The organism is Pseudomonas marincola, assembly GCF_900116605.1.
Classification (GTDB): domain Bacteria; phylum Pseudomonadota; class Gammaproteobacteria; order Pseudomonadales; family Pseudomonadaceae; genus Aquipseudomonas; species Aquipseudomonas marincola.
Window position 1 is genome coordinate 93,811 of the sequence record NZ_FPBC01000006.1, and the last position, 16,551, is coordinate 110,361.

The window sequence follows — 16,551 nt, forward strand, 5'->3', positions numbered from 1 at the left end:
AATGCGCTCGCAACAACCGTTTTCACAACAACAAAAATCCGGCCACCGGCCGACGGAGAGCTTCAATGCAAGTATTTAAACGCCGCGACGGGGATGAGCAGCCACATTGGCCGATCGGCCCGTTCAAAGTACGCCTGCCTTTTGTCCACTACCGCTGGGAAACCGCGGAGATGCTCCAGGCGCTGATCATGTTCGTGGTCAGCCTGGCGATGATCCCGCTGCTGGAAAAGTACCTCGGTCTGCCCTACGACGTGGCGCTGGCTTATGTTGTGGTGTGTGGTGTTGGTTTTATGCTGCCGGCGCTGCTCGGTGTGCCCTTTGTGCCCGGCTGGATCACACCCGGCATACCGGTTGTATTACTGTTTCTCGGCAATTTCAAACCCGGCCCTGAGGCGATTCAGGCATTGTTTGCCCTGCAATTTCTAGTCTTCGTGATTTTCCTGTTCCTCGGCGTCACAGGCCTGGGCAGCACCTTGGTCCGGCTGATTCCCAACTCGATGAAAGGCGGCATCATCATCGGGGCCGGTATCGCTGCGCTGATGGGTGAAATTTCCGCTGGCGGGCGTCTGGCCAATACACCTATTTCTCTGGTGCTGGGCAGCCTGATCTGCCTGTACCTGATGTTCTCGGTATCCTTTAAAGGCCTCACTGAACGTGTGCCGCTGGCGCGTAAAATCGTCAACTACGGCATGGTACCGGGGATGCTGATCGCAATTATCATCGGCATTGCCGTGGGTGAATATGAGATGCCTGACGTGAAGTTCGGCATCACCGCGCCGGCCTTCGGCGAGATGTGGAGTTACCTGCCGTTTAGCGTCGGCTTCCCAGGCCTGGATGTGTTCCTGTTGGCCGTGCCTACGGCCGTTATCGCCTACGTAATCGCCTTTGGCGACATCATCGTCGGCCAGTCACTGATGCAGCGCGCCGATGAACTACGCCCCGACGAAGTGATCGAGAACAACATCGATCGCGTGCATCTGGTCACCGCGCTGCGCAACGCGCTGCATGCCTTCTTCGCGCCGTATCCCGGCCTGGCCGGGCCAATTTGGACGGCCGTCGCCGCGACCATGGCCGAGCGCTACAAGTACGGCCGCAAAGCCATGGACTCAATCTACAGCGGCGGTGGCACCTTTTGGATCACTGGTTTTATCGCCCTGTTTGCCCTGCCGTTGGTGAGCTTTTTCCAGCCGGTACTGCCGGTTGCCCTGTCGCTGACGCTGATCCTTACTGGCTATATCTGCCTGATGGTGGGGTTCGAGCAACTGAGTAACAACACCGAGCGTGGTGTGGCCGGCACCATGGGTGTGGTACTGGCCGTCTACGGCGCAGGCTGGGGCCTGGCTGCAGGTGCCGCCCTGTACATTCTGATCGAGCGCACTCACCTGCTCAAATTCACCACTAAAAACACCGTCAAAGGCCCAGCCGAGGCCGAGTGAACGTACATGGCCCGCTGTGCTGCGGGCCGTGTTGTCTATCCCTGCAACGCTCCGGATGCAATGACGTCCGGACGTTTTAATCGCCGCGCGCTGTGCGGCACCTGTGCGAGAAACTGTCGATGCCTGAGTACAACGCCCCGCTGCGCGACCTGCGCTTTGTCCTCCATGAAGTATTCGATGCCCCAAGCTTGTGGGCACGTCTACCGGCCCTGGCCGAAACGGTCGATTCTGATACCGCCGATGCCATTCTTGAAGAAGCCGCCAAGGTCACCGGTGGCCTGATCGCCCCGCTCAACCGCAGTGGAGATGAAGAAGGCGCACAGTGGAGCGCTGGCGATGTACGCACCCCCACAGGCTTCAAGCAAGCCTACAGCACCTATATCGAAGGCGGCTGGGTGGGGCTTTCCGGCAACCCAGCTTACGGTGGCATGGGCATGCCCAAGATGCTCGCCGTCGCATTTGAAGAGATGCTCTATGCCGCCGGCTCCAGCTTCGCCCTGTATTCGGCACTGAGTTCCGGAGCCTGTCTGGCCATCGACGCGCATGCCAGCGAAGAGCTGAAAAACACTTTCCTGCCGCCAATGTATGAAGGCCGCTGGGCCGGCTCCATGTGTCTGACTGAAGCCCACGCCGGCACCGACCTGGGCATCATCCGCACCAAGGCCGAACCGCAAGCCGATGGCAGCTGCCAGATCAGCGGCAGCAAGATCTTCATCACCGGCGGCGAGCAGGACCTGACCGAAAACATCATTCACCTGGTGCTGGCCAAGTTGCCTGACGCCCCCGCTGGTGCGCGCGGTATCTCGCTGTTTCTGGTGCCCAAAGTGCTGGTCAATGCCGATGGCAGTCTGGCGGAACGCAACGCGGTGAGCTGTGGCTCGATCGAGCACAAGATGGGCATCAAGGCCTCGGCCACTTGTGTGATGAACTTCGATGGAGCTACCGGCTACCTGATCGGCGAGCCGAATAAAGGCCTAGCGGCGATGTTCACCATGATGAACTATGAGCGCCTGTCCATTGGCATCCAAGGCATTGGCTGCGCCGAGGCCTCTTATCAGGCGGCTCGCGATTACGCCCGCGAGCGCCTGCAAAGCCGTTCCGCCAGCGGCCCGCAAGCCCAAGACAAAGCGGCTGATCCGATCATCGTGCACGCCGATGTGCGGCGCATGCTGCTGACCATGAAGGCCCTCACCGAAGGCGGCCGGGCGTTTGCCTGTTATGTCGGACAGCAGCTCGACCTCAGCAAATTCAGCGACGACAACGACGAGCGCCAGACAGCCGATAGTCTGGTTGCCTTGCTCACTCCGGTCGCCAAGGCGTTTTTTACCGACACCGGGTTGGACAGCTGCATCCATGGCCAACAGGTGTTCGGCGGCCACGGTTACATCCGCGAATGGGGGCAGGAGCAATTGGTGCGTGACGTGCGCATCGCGCAGATCTACGAAGGCACCAACGGCATTCAGGCCCTCGACTTGCTCGGGCGTAAGGTCATCGCCAACGGCGGCGTAGCGCTGCGACACTTCACCCAGGAGATTCGCCGTTTCGCCGAGCAGCCTAATACGCCATATGCCGCTGCTCTGCTCGATGCTGTTGAGCGCCTGGAACGGACCAGCAGTTGGCTGCAGGAGCGTGCCGCGGGCAACCCGCACGAAACCGGTGCGGCTTCGGTTGAGTACCTGCACCTGTTCGGCTACACCGCCTACGCATGGATGTGGTCGCGCATGGCCGCCGTAGCTCAAGCCAAGTGCAGCGAAGATGAAGTGTTTTACAGCGCCAAGTTGGCCACAGCAGAGTTCTTCTTCGCCCGCCTGCTACCGCGCAGCCTGAGCCTTGAAGCCAGCATTCGCGCAGGCAGCGACGCGCTATACGGCCTGCGTGCCGAGCAATTCTGACGCCAACCCGCCCCAACCGGGCGGGAACCGCGACTACCAGTTGAGCGTTTGCGCGGCTCCCTCATTGAGCGCCGCGTTTTTTCTATTCCAGCCGCCGCTTTAGCGGCCTAAGACCCTTTGAGGCGGGAATGCTCGCCATAGAGAAGTGTTAGCTGCCCAGCATCACCGTGCCTTTCCCCGGAACTCAAACGCGAAACTACCGTCCTCGTCCTCGAAAGCTACAGCTTCATCGCGACCAGTCGCTCACTAAACTATTGATCGATCAGAGCCGCATAAAGATTTGTCATGTGGCATCGATGATGATTTGAAAGTTTACATCTCACCTACAGCTTGAGCCTTAGTTTCATCACCTTGAATATGTCGCACATTTTGTGCTCCATCTTCTTTGGGTGGAATAAAACTCATTGCCCTTTCTGCAAGCGCGGTAATGGTTAAGCTTGGATTTACGCCTAAATTGGATGAAATCGTCGAACCATCGATCACAAATAAATTCTTATAGTTGTGAACACGATGCTGATTATCAATCACACCCGTTTTCGCCGTGTCTCCCATGCAGCAGCCACCCATACAGTGCGCAGTGGTTGGCACATTAAATAAGATTTCACTTATTGAGCTTAAGCCGATCCCATCAGTGGCTTTCGCTACTTTCTCGGTGAAGTTATTTGCTTCAGGAATAAAGGTTGGGATTCGTTTGCTCGAAGATGTCATTTGCTTGCTAAACGGCCAAAACCAAGGTCGCTTCAAACTAAAGTCAATATGTGCATCGACGGTTTGCATCACCAAAAAGATCATCGTCTCATTGGCAAATCGATACGGCATGAGTGCACGCAAGCCTTTAACAGGATTGGTAACGAGTAACTTAGCCACAGCCCCCAGCCAGCTCAATGGACGAGTTATACCGGGTTTCCCGCCAGTCAAAGGCGTAAACAAAAACGAGATAATATTTGAGCCTGATGGATAGCGTGTTGCCTCAACATGCGTAAATTGATCAATCTGGATCCCAGAGCCAATGGCGATACCAGTTGATAGATCGAGATCGCTCCCCGGATAACGCACCCCTAATAAAGACTCTGAATTGGTTCGTACTTGCTTACCAAGCTGCTCAGAAAGATTCGGCAATGCGCCGCTATCTTTCATCCGGAGTAATAAATCTTGGGTACCAAGCGAAGCAGCAGAAAAAATGACTGACCGCGCCGTGATTTGAGTTTTCTCTCCGAATCGTTTGAATGTTGGACGCAAAGTGAGTCGATAACCTTCTGAACCATCGATAGCACCGGCTATTGGTGAGACATCCAGCACCTTTGTTTCAGCTTTAACTTCCACGCCGAGTTGCTCAGCGAGATAAAGATAGTTTTTATCAAGTGTATTTTTTGAGTCATATTTACAACCCACCATGCAACCGCCACAAGCATTGCATGATTTACGTTTCGGACCAGCGCCACCAAAATATGGATCGTTATATTCAGCGCCTTGAGGTTTGTCGTCATCCCCAAAAAATACACCAACATTTTCTAATTTAAACGTATCTTCACAACCCCAGACTTTTGCCATTTCATAAAGCTTGTCATCGGCGGGCGCGCGGCGGCGATTTTCTGTCACCCCGAGCATGCGTTTTGCCAGATCATAATAAGCTGGCATTGTTTTTTGCCAGTCTTCAAGGCCCTTCCATGTGCCCTGTTGCCAAATTTCTTCAGGTGCAACCAATAATGTCTGAGCATAGGTAATCGAACCACCACCGACACCACAACCACTAAGGACCATGACTCTCTTAAAAAGGTTTATTTTAAAGAAACCGCGCAAGCCAACTTGTGGACTCCAAATAAAATCCCAAAACTGCCAACTCGTTTTTGGCAAGTTCTGAGGCGTCCAGCGTCGGCCTTGTTCGATCACTGCAACGCTGTATCCTTTTTCAGCCAGGCGTAATGCAGAAACACTGCCACCAAAGCCGGAGCCAACAATTACGTAATCGAAATCAAACTCACTGCTTTCATTCGCCATAAAAAATCCTTTTATAAATGGTGCCATTACGCGGCCATGATCAAATGCACATCCAGCATTCCATGTATTGATCATACTGCAGTTCACACGATAACCCCCCATTTCAGTATTCGCCAGAAATAGAGATCAGGCCGTTAGGGCTATTTTCTGTTTTGCGGTGATGCCCCTAAGGCGAGCTTTGGCGTTGGTGATGGGACTGCTATCTCTGTGTTGTCCAGAAAAAAACATCCAAGGCCAGCGACGCCGCATGGATTCGTTTTCTAATCACGGATGAGCTGCAAGAAGTTATTAGCCGCTGTCGTGACAATACGGCATCCCCTTACCTGGTCCACCGTCAGCCCGACCGACTGAAACAAAAGCAGGCACAGCATAAAGACCACTGGACCAAGATCGAAGAGCGCTACTTAACCAAGGCATTCAAAGAGGTCAGGGACAAAGTGAAATGTTATGCAGACTGGAAGGATGAAGAAATGCCGGGCTTCCACGAAGTGCGAGCGCTGTCGCTGCATCTTTACAAAAAAGCCGGAAAGGATGGGCAGAAGATTGCAGGCCACGCAACCGAAGGCATGACCAAAAACTACCAGAAAGACCATGCTGAAATCGTGTGGTCAGACGCAATCCCCGACCTGAACATCAGCGAAATAACCGGATAGTTTTGCGCGCATTTTGCGCCAGTTTTGCGCGAGCCTAAAACTAAAAAAGGAACCAAGCCGCTAAGTGCTTGATTCCTCTATGAAATATGGTCGGGACGGAGTGATTCGAACACTCGACCCCTAGCACCCCATGCTAGTGCGCTACCGGACTGCGCTACGCCCCGACTAGTTGAGAATCCGTTTCCGCATCCTCGAAACTGTCGCGAACTATACTATAAGCTTATGAAATTTGTAAACTTTTTAGTTTAGCCCGCTACTTTCGCAAGACCACCAATACGTCTTCCAGCTCGCTGATCATTTGTTTGATCATCTGCTTGTATTGGGTTGTATCGTCCTTGGCTTCATCACCGGACAGGCGCTGGCGCGCACCGCCGATGGTGAAGCCCTGGTCGTACAAAAGCGCACGGATCTGGCGAATCATCAGCACGTCTTGGCGCTGATAATATCGCCTGTTTCCGCGGCGCTTGACGGGGTTGAGGTGAGGAAACTCTTGTTCCCAATAACGCAGAACGTGCGGTTTGACCGCACAGAGTTCGCTGACTTCGCCGATTGTGAAATAACGTTTGCCGGGAATAACCGGCAGTTCGTCGTTATGACTTGGCTCCAGCATACGCTTCAACCCTGGCTTTAAGTTTTTGGCCTGGGCGGAAAGTCACTACACGGCGAGCCGTGATAGGAATTTCCTCCCCTGTTTTTGGATTACGACCGGGGCGCTGACGCTTATCGCGCAGATCGAAGTTGCCGAACCCCGATAGCTTGACTTGTTCGTTGAGCTCCAGCGCTTGCCGGATCTCTTCGAAAAACAGCTCGACCAATTCTTTGGCCTCGCGTTTATTCAAGCCTAGCTCTTCATACAGACGTTCCGCCATTTCAGCTTTCGTCAGAGCCCCCATACGCTAGTTCCTTAACGTGGCGTTGAACCTTTGTTCCAGCGAGGTGAGAATCGTTTGCGTTGTGGTACTCACCTCATCGTCATTAAGAGTGCGCGAAGGATGCTGCCAGGTCAAGCCAACTGCGATGCTTTTTCTATGCGGATCAATGCCTTTACCGTGATACACGTCAAATAGCCTGAGGTCTGTGAGCCATTCCCCTGCTGTTTCACGGATTAAGCCCAGCAATGACGCGGCTGGAACCTCACGATCGACGACCAATGCAAAGTCGCGACGCACTTCCGGGAAGCGCGATAACTCAGCAAAAGCCGGCATTCGACCCTGAGCCACTTCGCTCAGAACCAGTTCAAACATGAACACAGGCTGGTCGAGACCCAGCTTCTTGGCAAGTTCCGGGTGAATGGCACCCATGAAACCAACCAAGCGCCCTTCTCGCTCAATGCGTGCAGTTTGGCCCGGATGCAGCGCTGGGTGTTCACCCGGCACAAAGCTGAATGCATCGCCCGCGCCGGCACTGGCCAGCAACGCTTCCACATCGGCTTTGAGGTCGAAGAAATCGACCGCTTCACGGCCGTGCGCCCAGCCTTCCGGTAAGCGGCTGCCGCAGACAACACCGGCCAGCATGGCTTCTTGCTTGAGGTCTTCGAGCTGACCAACAAAACGTAGGCCGCTTTCGAACAGGCGGACACGCGACTGCTGACGATTGAGGTTGTGCTCGAGCGCCTTGATCAGGCCCGGCCACAGCGACGAACGCATGGCGGCCATGTCAGCAGAGATCGGATTGGCCAGCAACAGCGGCTCAACGCCCGGATTGAACAGAGCGAACTGTTTCGGGTCGATGAAGCTGTAGGTGATTGCTTCCTGATAACCGCGCGCAACCAACAGGCGGCGCAACGCTGGTAGCTCAACCTGCGCTTCGGATTTAGCTTGCGGCGCCAGGCGCGCCTGCGGATAACGAACCGGCAGATGGTTGTAGCCATACAGGCGTGCCAGCTCTTCGATCAGGTCAACTTCAAGGCTGATATCGAAGCGATGGCTTGGTACTGTTACCTGCCAACGGCTTTCGCCATCCGCAGTTACGCCAAGACCCAACGCCGACAGCAGGCGCGTGATTTCCTGATCTTCGATTTTCAGGCCAAGCATTTGTTCGACGCGATCGGCGCGCAGAGTAATCGGCGCGATATTCGGCAGACTGTCCTGGCTGGTGACGTCGATGATCGGGCCTGCTTCGCCGCCGACGATATCCAGCAGCAATTGTGTCGCACGCTCCATCGCCTGATGCGCCAACTGCGAGTCAACACCACGCTCGTAGCGGTGCGATGCATCGGTGTGCAGGCCGTATGAACGCGCCTTACCCGCCACAGAGATGGTGTCGAAGAATGCGCTCTCAAGGAACAGGTCACGGGTCTTGTCGCTTACACCGCTGTGCTCGCCACCCATTACGCCGGCAATTGCCAGGGCGCGTTGGTGGTCAGCGATAACCAGCGTGTCGGCGCGCAGGCTGACTTCCTGACCGTCGAGCAACACCAGTTTTTCGCCCTCTTCTGCCATGCGCACACGAATGCCGCCATTCAGCTCGTTGAGGTCAAAGGCGTGCATTGGCTGGCCAAGTTCGAGCATCACGTAGTTGGTGACGTCGACTGCCGCGTCAATGCTACGAACGCCGGAGCGACGCAGACGCTCAACCATCCACAACGGCGATGGCTTGCTCAGATCGACATTGCGCAATACACGGCCCAGATAACGCGGGCACGCTTTGCTGGCCACTACTTCAACCGGCAAGACTTGCTCGTGAGACGCGGTCACTGCTGCAATTTCCGGACGGGTTACCGGCGTGTTGTACAACGCACCGACTTCACGCGCCAAACCGGCGAGCGACAGGCAGTCACCGCGGTTCGGCGTCAGGTCGACTTCGATGCTGGCGTCGTCCAGGTTCAGGTAAGCACGAATGTCGTCCCCAACCGGCGCATCGCCCGGCAATTCCATCAGACCGTCGTGATCTTCGCTGATCTGCAACTCGGCAGCAGAACACAGCATGCCGTTGGACTCGACGCCGCGCAGCTTGGCCTTCTTGATTTTGAAGTCGCCCGGTAACTCGGCGCCAATCATCGCAAACGGGATCTTCAGGCCGGGGCGCACATTCGGCGCGCCGCACACCACCTGAAAGCTCTCGCTGCCATTCGACACCTGACAGACACGCAGTTTGTCTGCATCTGGGTGCTGCTCGGTGCTCAGCACCTCACCCACAACGATACCGCTGAACTGGCCTGCTGCCCCTTCAACGCTATCAACTTCAAGGCCGGCCATCGATAAACGCGCCACCAACTCGTCACGAGTGGCCTGCGGGTTTACCCAGCTACGCAGCCATTGTTCACTGAATTTCATCCTGCTCTCCTAAAACTGTTCGATGACGGGAATGGGCACTAGCGAAATTGCGCCAGGAACCGCAGGTCGTTATCGAAGAACAGGCGTAAGTCATTCACGCCGTAACGCAGCATGGCCAGACGCTCAACGCCCATGCCGAAAGCAAAGCCCGAGTACTTCTCAGGGTCGATGCCACTCATGCGCAGTACGTTTGGATGAACCATGCCGCAACCCATGACTTCCAGCCAACCCGTTTGCTTGCACACGCGGCAACCTTTACCGCTGCACATCACGCACTGCATGTCGACTTCAGCCGAAGGCTCGGTAAACGGGAAGAACGAAGGACGGAAACGCACGCCCAGCGGCTTCTCGAAGAACACCCGCAGGAACTCTTCAATCGTACCCTTGAGATCAGCAAAGCTGACGCCCTCATCTACCAACAGGCCTTCTACCTGATGGAACATCGGCGAGTGGGTGATATCGGAGTCGCAGCGGTACACGCGGCCCGGACAAACGATCCGGATCGGTGGTTGTTGCGATTCCATGGTGCGCACTTGCACAGGCGATGTGTGCGTGCGCAGCAGCATGTTCGCATTGAAATAGAAGGTGTCATGCATTGCCCGCGCCGGGTGATGGCCGGGAATGTTGAGCGCCTCGAAGTTGTGGTAGTCGTTCTCGACCTCGGGGCCTTCGGCAATGCCGTAGCCAATCCGAGTAAAGAACTCCTCTACGCGCTCCAATGTGCGCGTTACCGGATGCAAACCGCCAGTGGTCTGACCACGACCGGGCAAGGTCACATCAATGCGCTCAGCCGCCAATTTGGCGCTCAGTGCAGCGTGTTCCAGCGTTTCCTTGCGTGCATTGAGCGCGGTTTGCACCTGCTCTTTTGCCGCGTTAATCAGCGCGCCAACTTTCGGCCGCTCTTCAGCCGAGAGGTTGCCCAGGGTCTTCATCACCTGAGTCAGCTCGCCCTTTTTACCCAAATAGTGAACCCGCAGTTGCTCCAGGGCATTCACATCTTCGGTGTTGCGCACGGCCTCAAGCGCTTGCGAGACCAGCACATCCAGATTTTCCATTTACAGACTCCAGATACGAAATAGGGGAAGAGCCGTGAAGCTCTCCCCCTATTTTGGTGACGTTCAACACTGAGCGAACCCAGTGATTGTCGGGGACTTAAGCCAGTTCGGCTTTCGCTTTCTCGACAATTGCAGCAAACGCCGCTTTTTCGTTCACTGCCAGATCAGCCAATACCTTACGGTCGATCTCGATGGAAGCTTTTTTCAGGCCAGCAATGAAACGGCTGTAAGACAGACCGTTTACACGTGCGCCAGCGTTGATACGAGCGATCCAAAGGGCACGGAACTGACGCTTCCGCTGACGGCGGTCACGGTAGGCGTATTGGCCTGCCTTGATCACAGCCTGCTTGGCAACACGGAATACGCGTGAGCGTGCGCCGTAGTAGCCTTTAGCCAGTTTCAGAATTTTTTTGTGACGCTTACGAGCAATTACGCCGCGCTTTACACGAGCCATGAGTTATTTCCTCTACCTAACCTAAATTATCGAACGCGCAGCATGCGCGCCACTTTTGCCACGTCAGACGGATGCACCAAGGTGCTACCGCGCAGATGACGCTTACGCTTAGTGGACATTTTGGTCAGGATGTGGCTCTTAAAAGCGTGCTTGTGCTTGAAGCCTGAAGCAGTCTTCAGGAAGCGCTTCGCTGCACCGCTCTTGGTTTTCATTTTTGGCATGTTCGGATACTCCGCATTCAGTTAATAAATATAATCTCAAGGCCTGCCGTGCCCAGTAGATTACTTCTTCTTTTTGGGGGCGATGACCATTATAAGTTGGCGTCCTTCCATCTTCGGGTGCTGTTCAACGGTGCCGTATTCAAGCAAGTCACCTTCAACTCGCTTCAACAACTCCATGCCCAGCTCCTGGTGCGCCATCTCACGACCGCGGAATCGCAATGAAACCTTGGCCCTGTCCCCCTCACTAAGGAAACGTACCAGGTTGCGTAGTTTTACCTGGTAATCCCCTTCTTCCGTCCCTGGACGAAACTTGATTTCTTTGATCTGTACTTGCTTCTGATTCTTCTTCGCCGCTGCTACCTGCTTCTTCTTTTCGAACAGGTGCTTGCCGTAGTCCATGATGCGACATACGGGGGGCAAAGCGTCAGCAGAAATTTCTACCAGATCCAGCTTGGCCTCTTCAGCCACGCGTAGCGCTTCTTCAATAGAGACGATGCCAATCTGCTCGCCTTCAGCGCCAATTAAACGAACCTCGCGTGCCGAGATATTCTCATTGATCGGCGCTTTTGGTGCAGCTCGTTTATCTTGTCTCATTTCACGCTTAATAGTGATTACTCCAAATCTTGGCGACCACGCCGGGAAACCGCTTGCGTAACGAATTCAGCGAATTGGGATACAGACATTGAACCCAGATCGGACCCTTCGCGGGTACGCACAGCGACAGTTTGCGTTTCAACTTCCCTATCTCCAATAACCAAGAGATACGGAACCTTGAGCAAAGTATGCTCGCGGATTTTAAAGCCTATCTTTTCATTTCTCAAGTCAGACTTGGCACGAAAACCGCTTTCATTGAGAGTTTTTTCAACTTCAGCGGCAAAATCAGCCTGTTTATCGGTGATATTCATCACCACAGCCTGAGTAGGTGCAAGCCACGCCGGGAACGCACCTTCATAGTGCTCGATCAGAATGCCAATGAAGCGTTCGAAAGAACCCAGAATCGCGCGGTGCAACATCACCGGATGCTTGCGGCTGTTGTCTTCACTGACGAATTCAGCGCCCAAACGCACAGGCAGGTTAAAATCGAGCTGCAGGGTACCACACTGCCAAACCCGACCGAGGCAATCCTTCAGCGAGAATTCAATTTTCGGGCCGTAGAACGCCCCTTCCCCCGGCTGCAAATCATAAGCCAGGCCAGCGCTGTCGAGCGCAGAAGCCAGTGCAGCCTCGGCGCGGTCCCACAACTCATCTGAACCCACACGCTTTTCAGGGCGAGTCGACAGCTTGAGCTGGATATCGGTAAAGCCGAAGTCTTTGTATACATCCAGCGTCAGCTTGATGAAGTCAGCCGACTCAGCCTGCATCTGCTCTTCCGTACAGAAGATGTGTGCGTCGTCCTGAGTAAAGCCGCGCACGCGCATAATGCCGTGCAGTGCGCCAGACGGCTCGTTACGGTGGCAAGCACCAAACTCAGCCAGGCGCATTGGCAGCTCACGGTAGCTCTTCAGGCCCTGATTGAACACCTGCACGTGGCATGGGCAGTTCATTGGCTTGATCGCGTAATCGCGGCTTTCCGACTCAGTGGTGAACATGTTGTCGGCATAGTTAGCCCAGTGGCCCGACTTCTCCCACAGAGAACGATCAACCACTTGCGGGGTCTTGATCTCCAGGTAGCCGCTCTCACGCTGCACTTTGCGCATGTACTGCTCAAGCACCTGGTACAGAGTCCAGCCATTCGGATGCCAGAACACCATGCCCGGCGCTTCTTCCTGAGTGTGGAAGAGGTTCAGGCGCTTGCCGATTTTACGGTGATCGCGCTTTTCAGCTTCTTCGATGCGCTGCACATAAGCCGCCAACTGCTTCTTATCAGCCCAAGCGGTGCCGTAGATACGCTGCAACTGTTCATTCTTGGCATCGCCGCGCCAGTAGGCCCCGGACAGCTTGGTCAGCTTGAACGCCTTGAGGAAACGGGTGTTCGGCACGTGCGGGCCGCGGCACATATCAACATATTCTTCGTGATAGTACAGACCCATGGTCTGCTGGTCCGGCATGTCATCAACCAGACGCAGCTTGTACTCTTCGCCGCGCGCCGCAAACACATCAATCACTTCAGCGCGCGGAGTGACCTTCTTGATCACGTCGTAATCTTTCTCGATCAGTTGCTGCATGCGCTGCTCGATTGCCGCTACGTCTTCCAGAGTGAAAGGACGCGGCGAGGCGATATCGTAGTAAAAACCTTCTTCAATGACCGGGCCGATCACCATCTTGGCGTCCGGGAACAGCTGCTTCACAGCGTGTCCAACCAGATGCGCGCAGGAGTGACGAATAATCTCGACGCCTTCCTGATCTTTCGGGGTGATGATCTGCAGCGTTGAGTCCTGCTCGATCATGTCACAGGCATCTACCAGCACGCCGTTGACCTTGCCGGCCACGGTGGCCTTGGCCAGACCTGCACCAATAGACTGCGCCACCTCGAGTACGGATACCGGGTGATCGAATGGACGTTGACTGCCGTCGGGAAGAGTAATGATGGGCATGGCGCCTCCTCTCCTAGTGGTGACCTCTACCAAAGGCCACATGGGTTGGGATGAGCCAGTAAGCGCTGCGGCGATATTCCTGCCGTACCGTGGCAAGGGCAATTAGCCAACCGAACCGTAGCGCAGTCACTGGAAGTTTTAAGTGAACATTCGTGAAACGTGACGCGGGCGCAACCAAAAAATGCGGCTACTGCAAACAGTCTCTTGATAAATCACCTTATATAAGGTGCCTATCTTATTGATTAAAAACAACAAACAAGACTATTTGATGACAAATCGAGCGTTACTATAACACATCCACAGCAAGCCCTTGGCACATATCCACTCACTATCCGGCGCGCGCAAAAACGTGCCATTCATACAAGGCCAAAACCACCGGCCAGCCCAGTGCCAGGCCTTAGCGCCTTCATCAGCCTTCTGCTGGGATTAATTGTGAGATGTCATGCAGGCCTACTTGGCGTAGACCGTCCACAACTGATCAAGGCGAGTCGTGTAACTCAAGCTCATCAACTCGCGACGCATCGCCCATGCCGGTGTTGCCGGCACACCGGCTGGCCGCATAGTGCCCTTCCCCCACTTGCCGTTGATAGCGTCAAGCACATGCATCACCTTCTCCGATGCAGCAGGCTGGGTGATGCTAAACATGTCATCAGTGAATTCACCACGCTGGCGTAAATCCAGCAACAGCACCTCTGCCTTGCTAAACGCATAGCCTTCCCTAAAAACCCGCTCAAGCCCAGCGACGGCAGCTTTGGTGATTTGCCGGGTATCGTCAGTCGGGTAAGGCAGCTCACATATCACGCCGCGTGCAAACTTCGGCTCATCCGGATTGAACATGCCCGTGCGGATACTCACCCTCACTTTTTTACACAGCGAACCCTGAGCCCTCAACTTTTCACACGCCCGCGCCGCGTAAGTCGCTACAGCCTCTCGAATAGGTTCGATGTGGTGCAGCCGATTACCAAACATCCGAGAACAGCAAATTTCCTGTTTAGGTGGCGCTACATGTTCAAGCTCAAGGCAAGGCACCCCTCGCAGCTCCCGGGCTGTTTTTTCGATGACCACGCTAAATTGTTTGCGCAGAGTCCAGGCATCAGCCTGCGCCAAGTCCCAGGCAGTACGGATATTCATACTATTGAGGTGCGCTGTCATTCGACGCCCCACTCCCCAGACTTCACTCACGTCGATGGCCTTGAGCAATTTGTCACGCCTGTCTGGGTCGCGAATATCAACCACCCCGCCCGATTGCCGTATCCACCGTTTGGCGGCGTGATTGGCCAGCTTTGATAGCGTCTTTGTTCCTGCGATGCCCACGCCGACGGGAATACCTGTTGAGCGCAACACCCGAGTGCGTATCTCACGACCGAGCATTTCGACGCTAGCACCTGCTATGCCGCTAAGGTCGGCAAACGCCTCATCAATTGAATATACCTCAAGCGCCGGTACCAGCGACTCAATCACGGTCATGACCCGCTGGCTCATGTCGCCGTACAACGCGTAATTGCTGCTGAACGCGACGATGCCGTGCTCCTGCAGCTTGTCCTTAATTTGGAAGTAAGGTTCACCCATCTTGATAAAAGGCTTGGCATCGGCCGAGCGCGCAATCACGCACCCATCGTTATTCGATAAGACAACGATGGGCGTACGCGCCAGATCAGGCCTGAATACCCGCTCACAGCTTGCGTAAAAACTATTGCAGTCGATCAACGCAAAAATCTGCTCAGGAGATGTCATGGCAACGCACACTGAAACGCACCACACCCCACACGCTCAGCTCGTCGTTCTCCATGATGTAGCGCGGCGCGAACTTAGCATTTTCCGAGCGCAGCACCACTGACGCACCCTCACGGCAAAAGCGTTTAATCAATGGCTCGTTGTTCAAAGCGGCAACAACGATTGCGCCATGCTTAGCTTCTCGAGAGCGATCAACGATCAACAGATCTCCGTCATCAATACCGGCCTGAACCATGCTGTCGCCCGCCACCTTCACTAAATAGGTATGCGGTGCTCGCAGGTTAAACAGCTCATCTAATGAGATTTCCTGCTCCAAGTGGTCCTGTGCAGGGCTTGGAAAGCCCGCAGGCACCCGAAAGGCGAAGTACGGATAAAGCACACCCTCAAAAGCGAGGTGCCCTAAAAATTCGATGGTCATACTGCAAACCCATTTACTGTATATGCATACAGTAAAGCACATCTGAGCCAATCATAAAAAGCCGGCCACCGACCAGCGGAAATGAAAAGCCGCCCAAGGGCAGCTCATTCAGCTAATTTGCTTTGCTCTGCGACTCCTCGGCCACCGCCACGAAATAACGCATATGTCGTAAGTCCATAGCGCCTCGCCATTTTCAGTTTTTAGGATTAATCGTTCATATCAATCTATTTGATTTTTTACCCGCGCGAGAAGATGCTCGAAGGTCCAGACAATTTAAGGAGCGCGCTGTGCAAACTTATATTGAAGACCGGCTGCAAATCACTGACCTCATGAATGGCTGGATTCACCGCGATCTTGAGCAATGGCAGCAACTGGCTGACACGTTTCATCCCGATGGAATTATCGAAATCACGTGGTTTGAAGGCCCGTTCACCGAATTCATCGCCGGGTCTAAACGGATGGGTAGCTCCGACCTGCGCACAAAGCACCTGATCGGCGCTCCAGTCGTCACGCTCAATGGTGCCAAAGCAATTGTCGAAACCAATGCGGTGATCATTGCAGAGAATGCTCAGCTTAACCTGGGCTGCGCCGTGCATAACCGTTTCTATGATCGCGTTGAAAAGCGCGAGGGCCTTTGGAAAATAGTCAAACGCCAGAGCATTTACGACATGGGGGCCTTCACATTCCCCTCAGGACCGGTAGAAGTTGATCGCGCGGTAGTAGAGAAATACCCGCGTGAATATGCCGCCCTTGCCTATCTGCTGGAAAAAAGTGGCTTCCCACTCAGTCGCGTATTCGCCACCCGCGGCAGCGAACTGGAAAGCAAGATAAAAGAAGAAGGTAACGCCTGGCTGAACACCGACTAAGGCACGTTAAGCGCC

General features: G+C 54.7%; 14 protein-coding genes, 1 tRNA gene and 1 pseudogene. 4 read left to right on the forward strand and 12 right to left on the reverse strand.

Going from position 1 to position 16,551, the window contains the following annotated elements; translation table 11 throughout:
- The first annotated feature begins 65 nt into the window (after nt 1-65).
- The gene (locus BM395_RS11415) at nt 66-1,436 is read left to right on the forward strand and encodes a solute carrier family 23 protein (protein WP_090511951.1); all 1,371 of its coding nucleotides are present in this window, start codon (nt 66-68) and stop codon (nt 1,434-1,436) included.
- Between the two features lie 119 nt (nt 1,437-1,555).
- Nucleotides 1,556-3,328 (forward strand): acyl-CoA dehydrogenase C-terminal domain-containing protein, encoded by a 1,773-nt coding sequence (locus BM395_RS11420; RefSeq protein ID WP_090511955.1) that lies wholly within the window; start codon nt 1,556-1,558, stop codon nt 3,326-3,328.
- Between the two features lie 312 nt (nt 3,329-3,640).
- Here the strand turns inward: BM395_RS11420 and BM395_RS11425 are convergent, their stop codons facing one another.
- Nucleotides 3,641-5,401: a GMC oxidoreductase gene (locus tag BM395_RS11425; protein WP_244528978.1), complete on the reverse strand. Its 1,761-nt coding sequence runs from the start codon at nt 5,399-5,401 to the stop codon at nt 3,641-3,643.
- A gap of 125 nt (nt 5,402-5,526) precedes the next feature.
- On the opposite strand from BM395_RS11425, the pseudogene BM395_RS11430 reads away from it, so the two are divergent.
- Nucleotides 5,527-5,979: pseudogene (locus tag BM395_RS11430) on the forward strand (site-specific integrase); the annotation flags it as partial.
- Between the two features lie 87 nt (nt 5,980-6,066).
- On the opposite strand, the gene BM395_RS11435 reads toward BM395_RS11430, so the two are convergent.
- From BM395_RS11435 to BM395_RS11485, 11 genes are all read right to left on the reverse strand, one after another.
- Nucleotides 6,067-6,143 (reverse strand) — tRNA-Pro (locus tag BM395_RS11435).
- Between the two features lie 89 nt (nt 6,144-6,232).
- Nucleotides 6,233-6,589, reverse strand: a complete 357-nt coding sequence (locus tag BM395_RS11440) for a MerR family transcriptional regulator (protein ID WP_069900302.1) — start codon at nt 6,587-6,589, stop codon at nt 6,233-6,235.
- Nucleotides 6,570-6,872: an integration host factor subunit alpha gene (ihfA, locus tag BM395_RS11445; protein ID WP_069900301.1), complete on the reverse strand. Its 303-nt coding sequence runs from the start codon at nt 6,870-6,872 to the stop codon at nt 6,570-6,572. Before ihfA ends, BM395_RS11440 begins: the two co-directional genes overlap by 20 nt.
- 3 nt (nt 6,873-6,875) lie before the next feature.
- On the reverse strand, nt 6,876-9,254 hold the full coding sequence (gene pheT, locus BM395_RS11450; RefSeq protein WP_090511960.1) for a phenylalanine--tRNA ligase subunit beta: 2,379 nt from the start codon (nt 9,252-9,254) through the stop codon (nt 6,876-6,878).
- Nucleotides 9,255-9,292: 38 nt separating this feature from the next.
- Nucleotides 9,293-10,309, reverse strand: a complete 1,017-nt coding sequence (gene pheS, locus BM395_RS11455) for a phenylalanine--tRNA ligase subunit alpha (RefSeq protein WP_069900299.1) — start codon at nt 10,307-10,309, stop codon at nt 9,293-9,295.
- A 97-nt stretch (nt 10,310-10,406) separates the two neighbouring features.
- Nucleotides 10,407-10,763 carry a 50S ribosomal protein L20 gene (gene rplT, locus BM395_RS11460; protein WP_010489095.1) on the reverse strand — a complete coding sequence of 119 codons (357 nt, stop codon included), beginning with the start codon at nt 10,761-10,763 and terminating at the stop codon, nt 10,407-10,409.
- 26 nt (nt 10,764-10,789) lie between these two features.
- Nucleotides 10,790-10,984, reverse strand: coding sequence for a 50S ribosomal protein L35 (gene rpmI, locus BM395_RS11465; protein ID WP_069900298.1), 195 nt, complete (start codon nt 10,982-10,984; stop codon nt 10,790-10,792).
- A gap of 60 nt (nt 10,985-11,044) precedes the next feature.
- Nucleotides 11,045-11,596, reverse strand: a complete 552-nt coding sequence (infC, locus tag BM395_RS11470) for a translation initiation factor IF-3 (RefSeq protein WP_170827758.1) — start codon at nt 11,594-11,596, stop codon at nt 11,045-11,047.
- Nucleotides 11,596-13,518: a threonine--tRNA ligase gene (thrS, locus tag BM395_RS11475; protein ID WP_090511962.1), complete on the reverse strand. Its 1,923-nt coding sequence runs from the start codon at nt 13,516-13,518 to the stop codon at nt 11,596-11,598. The genes infC and thrS overlap by 1 nt, the downstream gene beginning before the upstream one ends.
- Nucleotides 13,519-13,968: 450 nt before the next feature.
- Nucleotides 13,969-15,252, reverse strand: a complete 1,284-nt coding sequence (gene umuC / locus BM395_RS11480; RefSeq protein WP_090511966.1) for a translesion error-prone DNA polymerase V subunit UmuC — start codon at nt 15,250-15,252, stop codon at nt 13,969-13,971.
- Nucleotides 15,239-15,670, reverse strand: coding sequence for a LexA family protein (locus BM395_RS11485; protein ID WP_069900294.1), 432 nt, complete (start codon nt 15,668-15,670; stop codon nt 15,239-15,241). The genes umuC and BM395_RS11485 overlap by 14 nt, the downstream gene beginning before the upstream one ends.
- Nucleotides 15,671-15,957: 287 nt before the next feature.
- Between BM395_RS11485 and BM395_RS11490 the strand changes: the two genes are divergently transcribed.
- The gene (locus tag BM395_RS11490) at nt 15,958-16,536 is read left to right on the forward strand and encodes a nuclear transport factor 2 family protein (RefSeq protein WP_090511968.1); all 579 of its coding nucleotides are present in this window, start codon (nt 15,958-15,960) and stop codon (nt 16,534-16,536) included.
- Nucleotides 16,537-16,551: the final 15 nt, after the last annotated feature.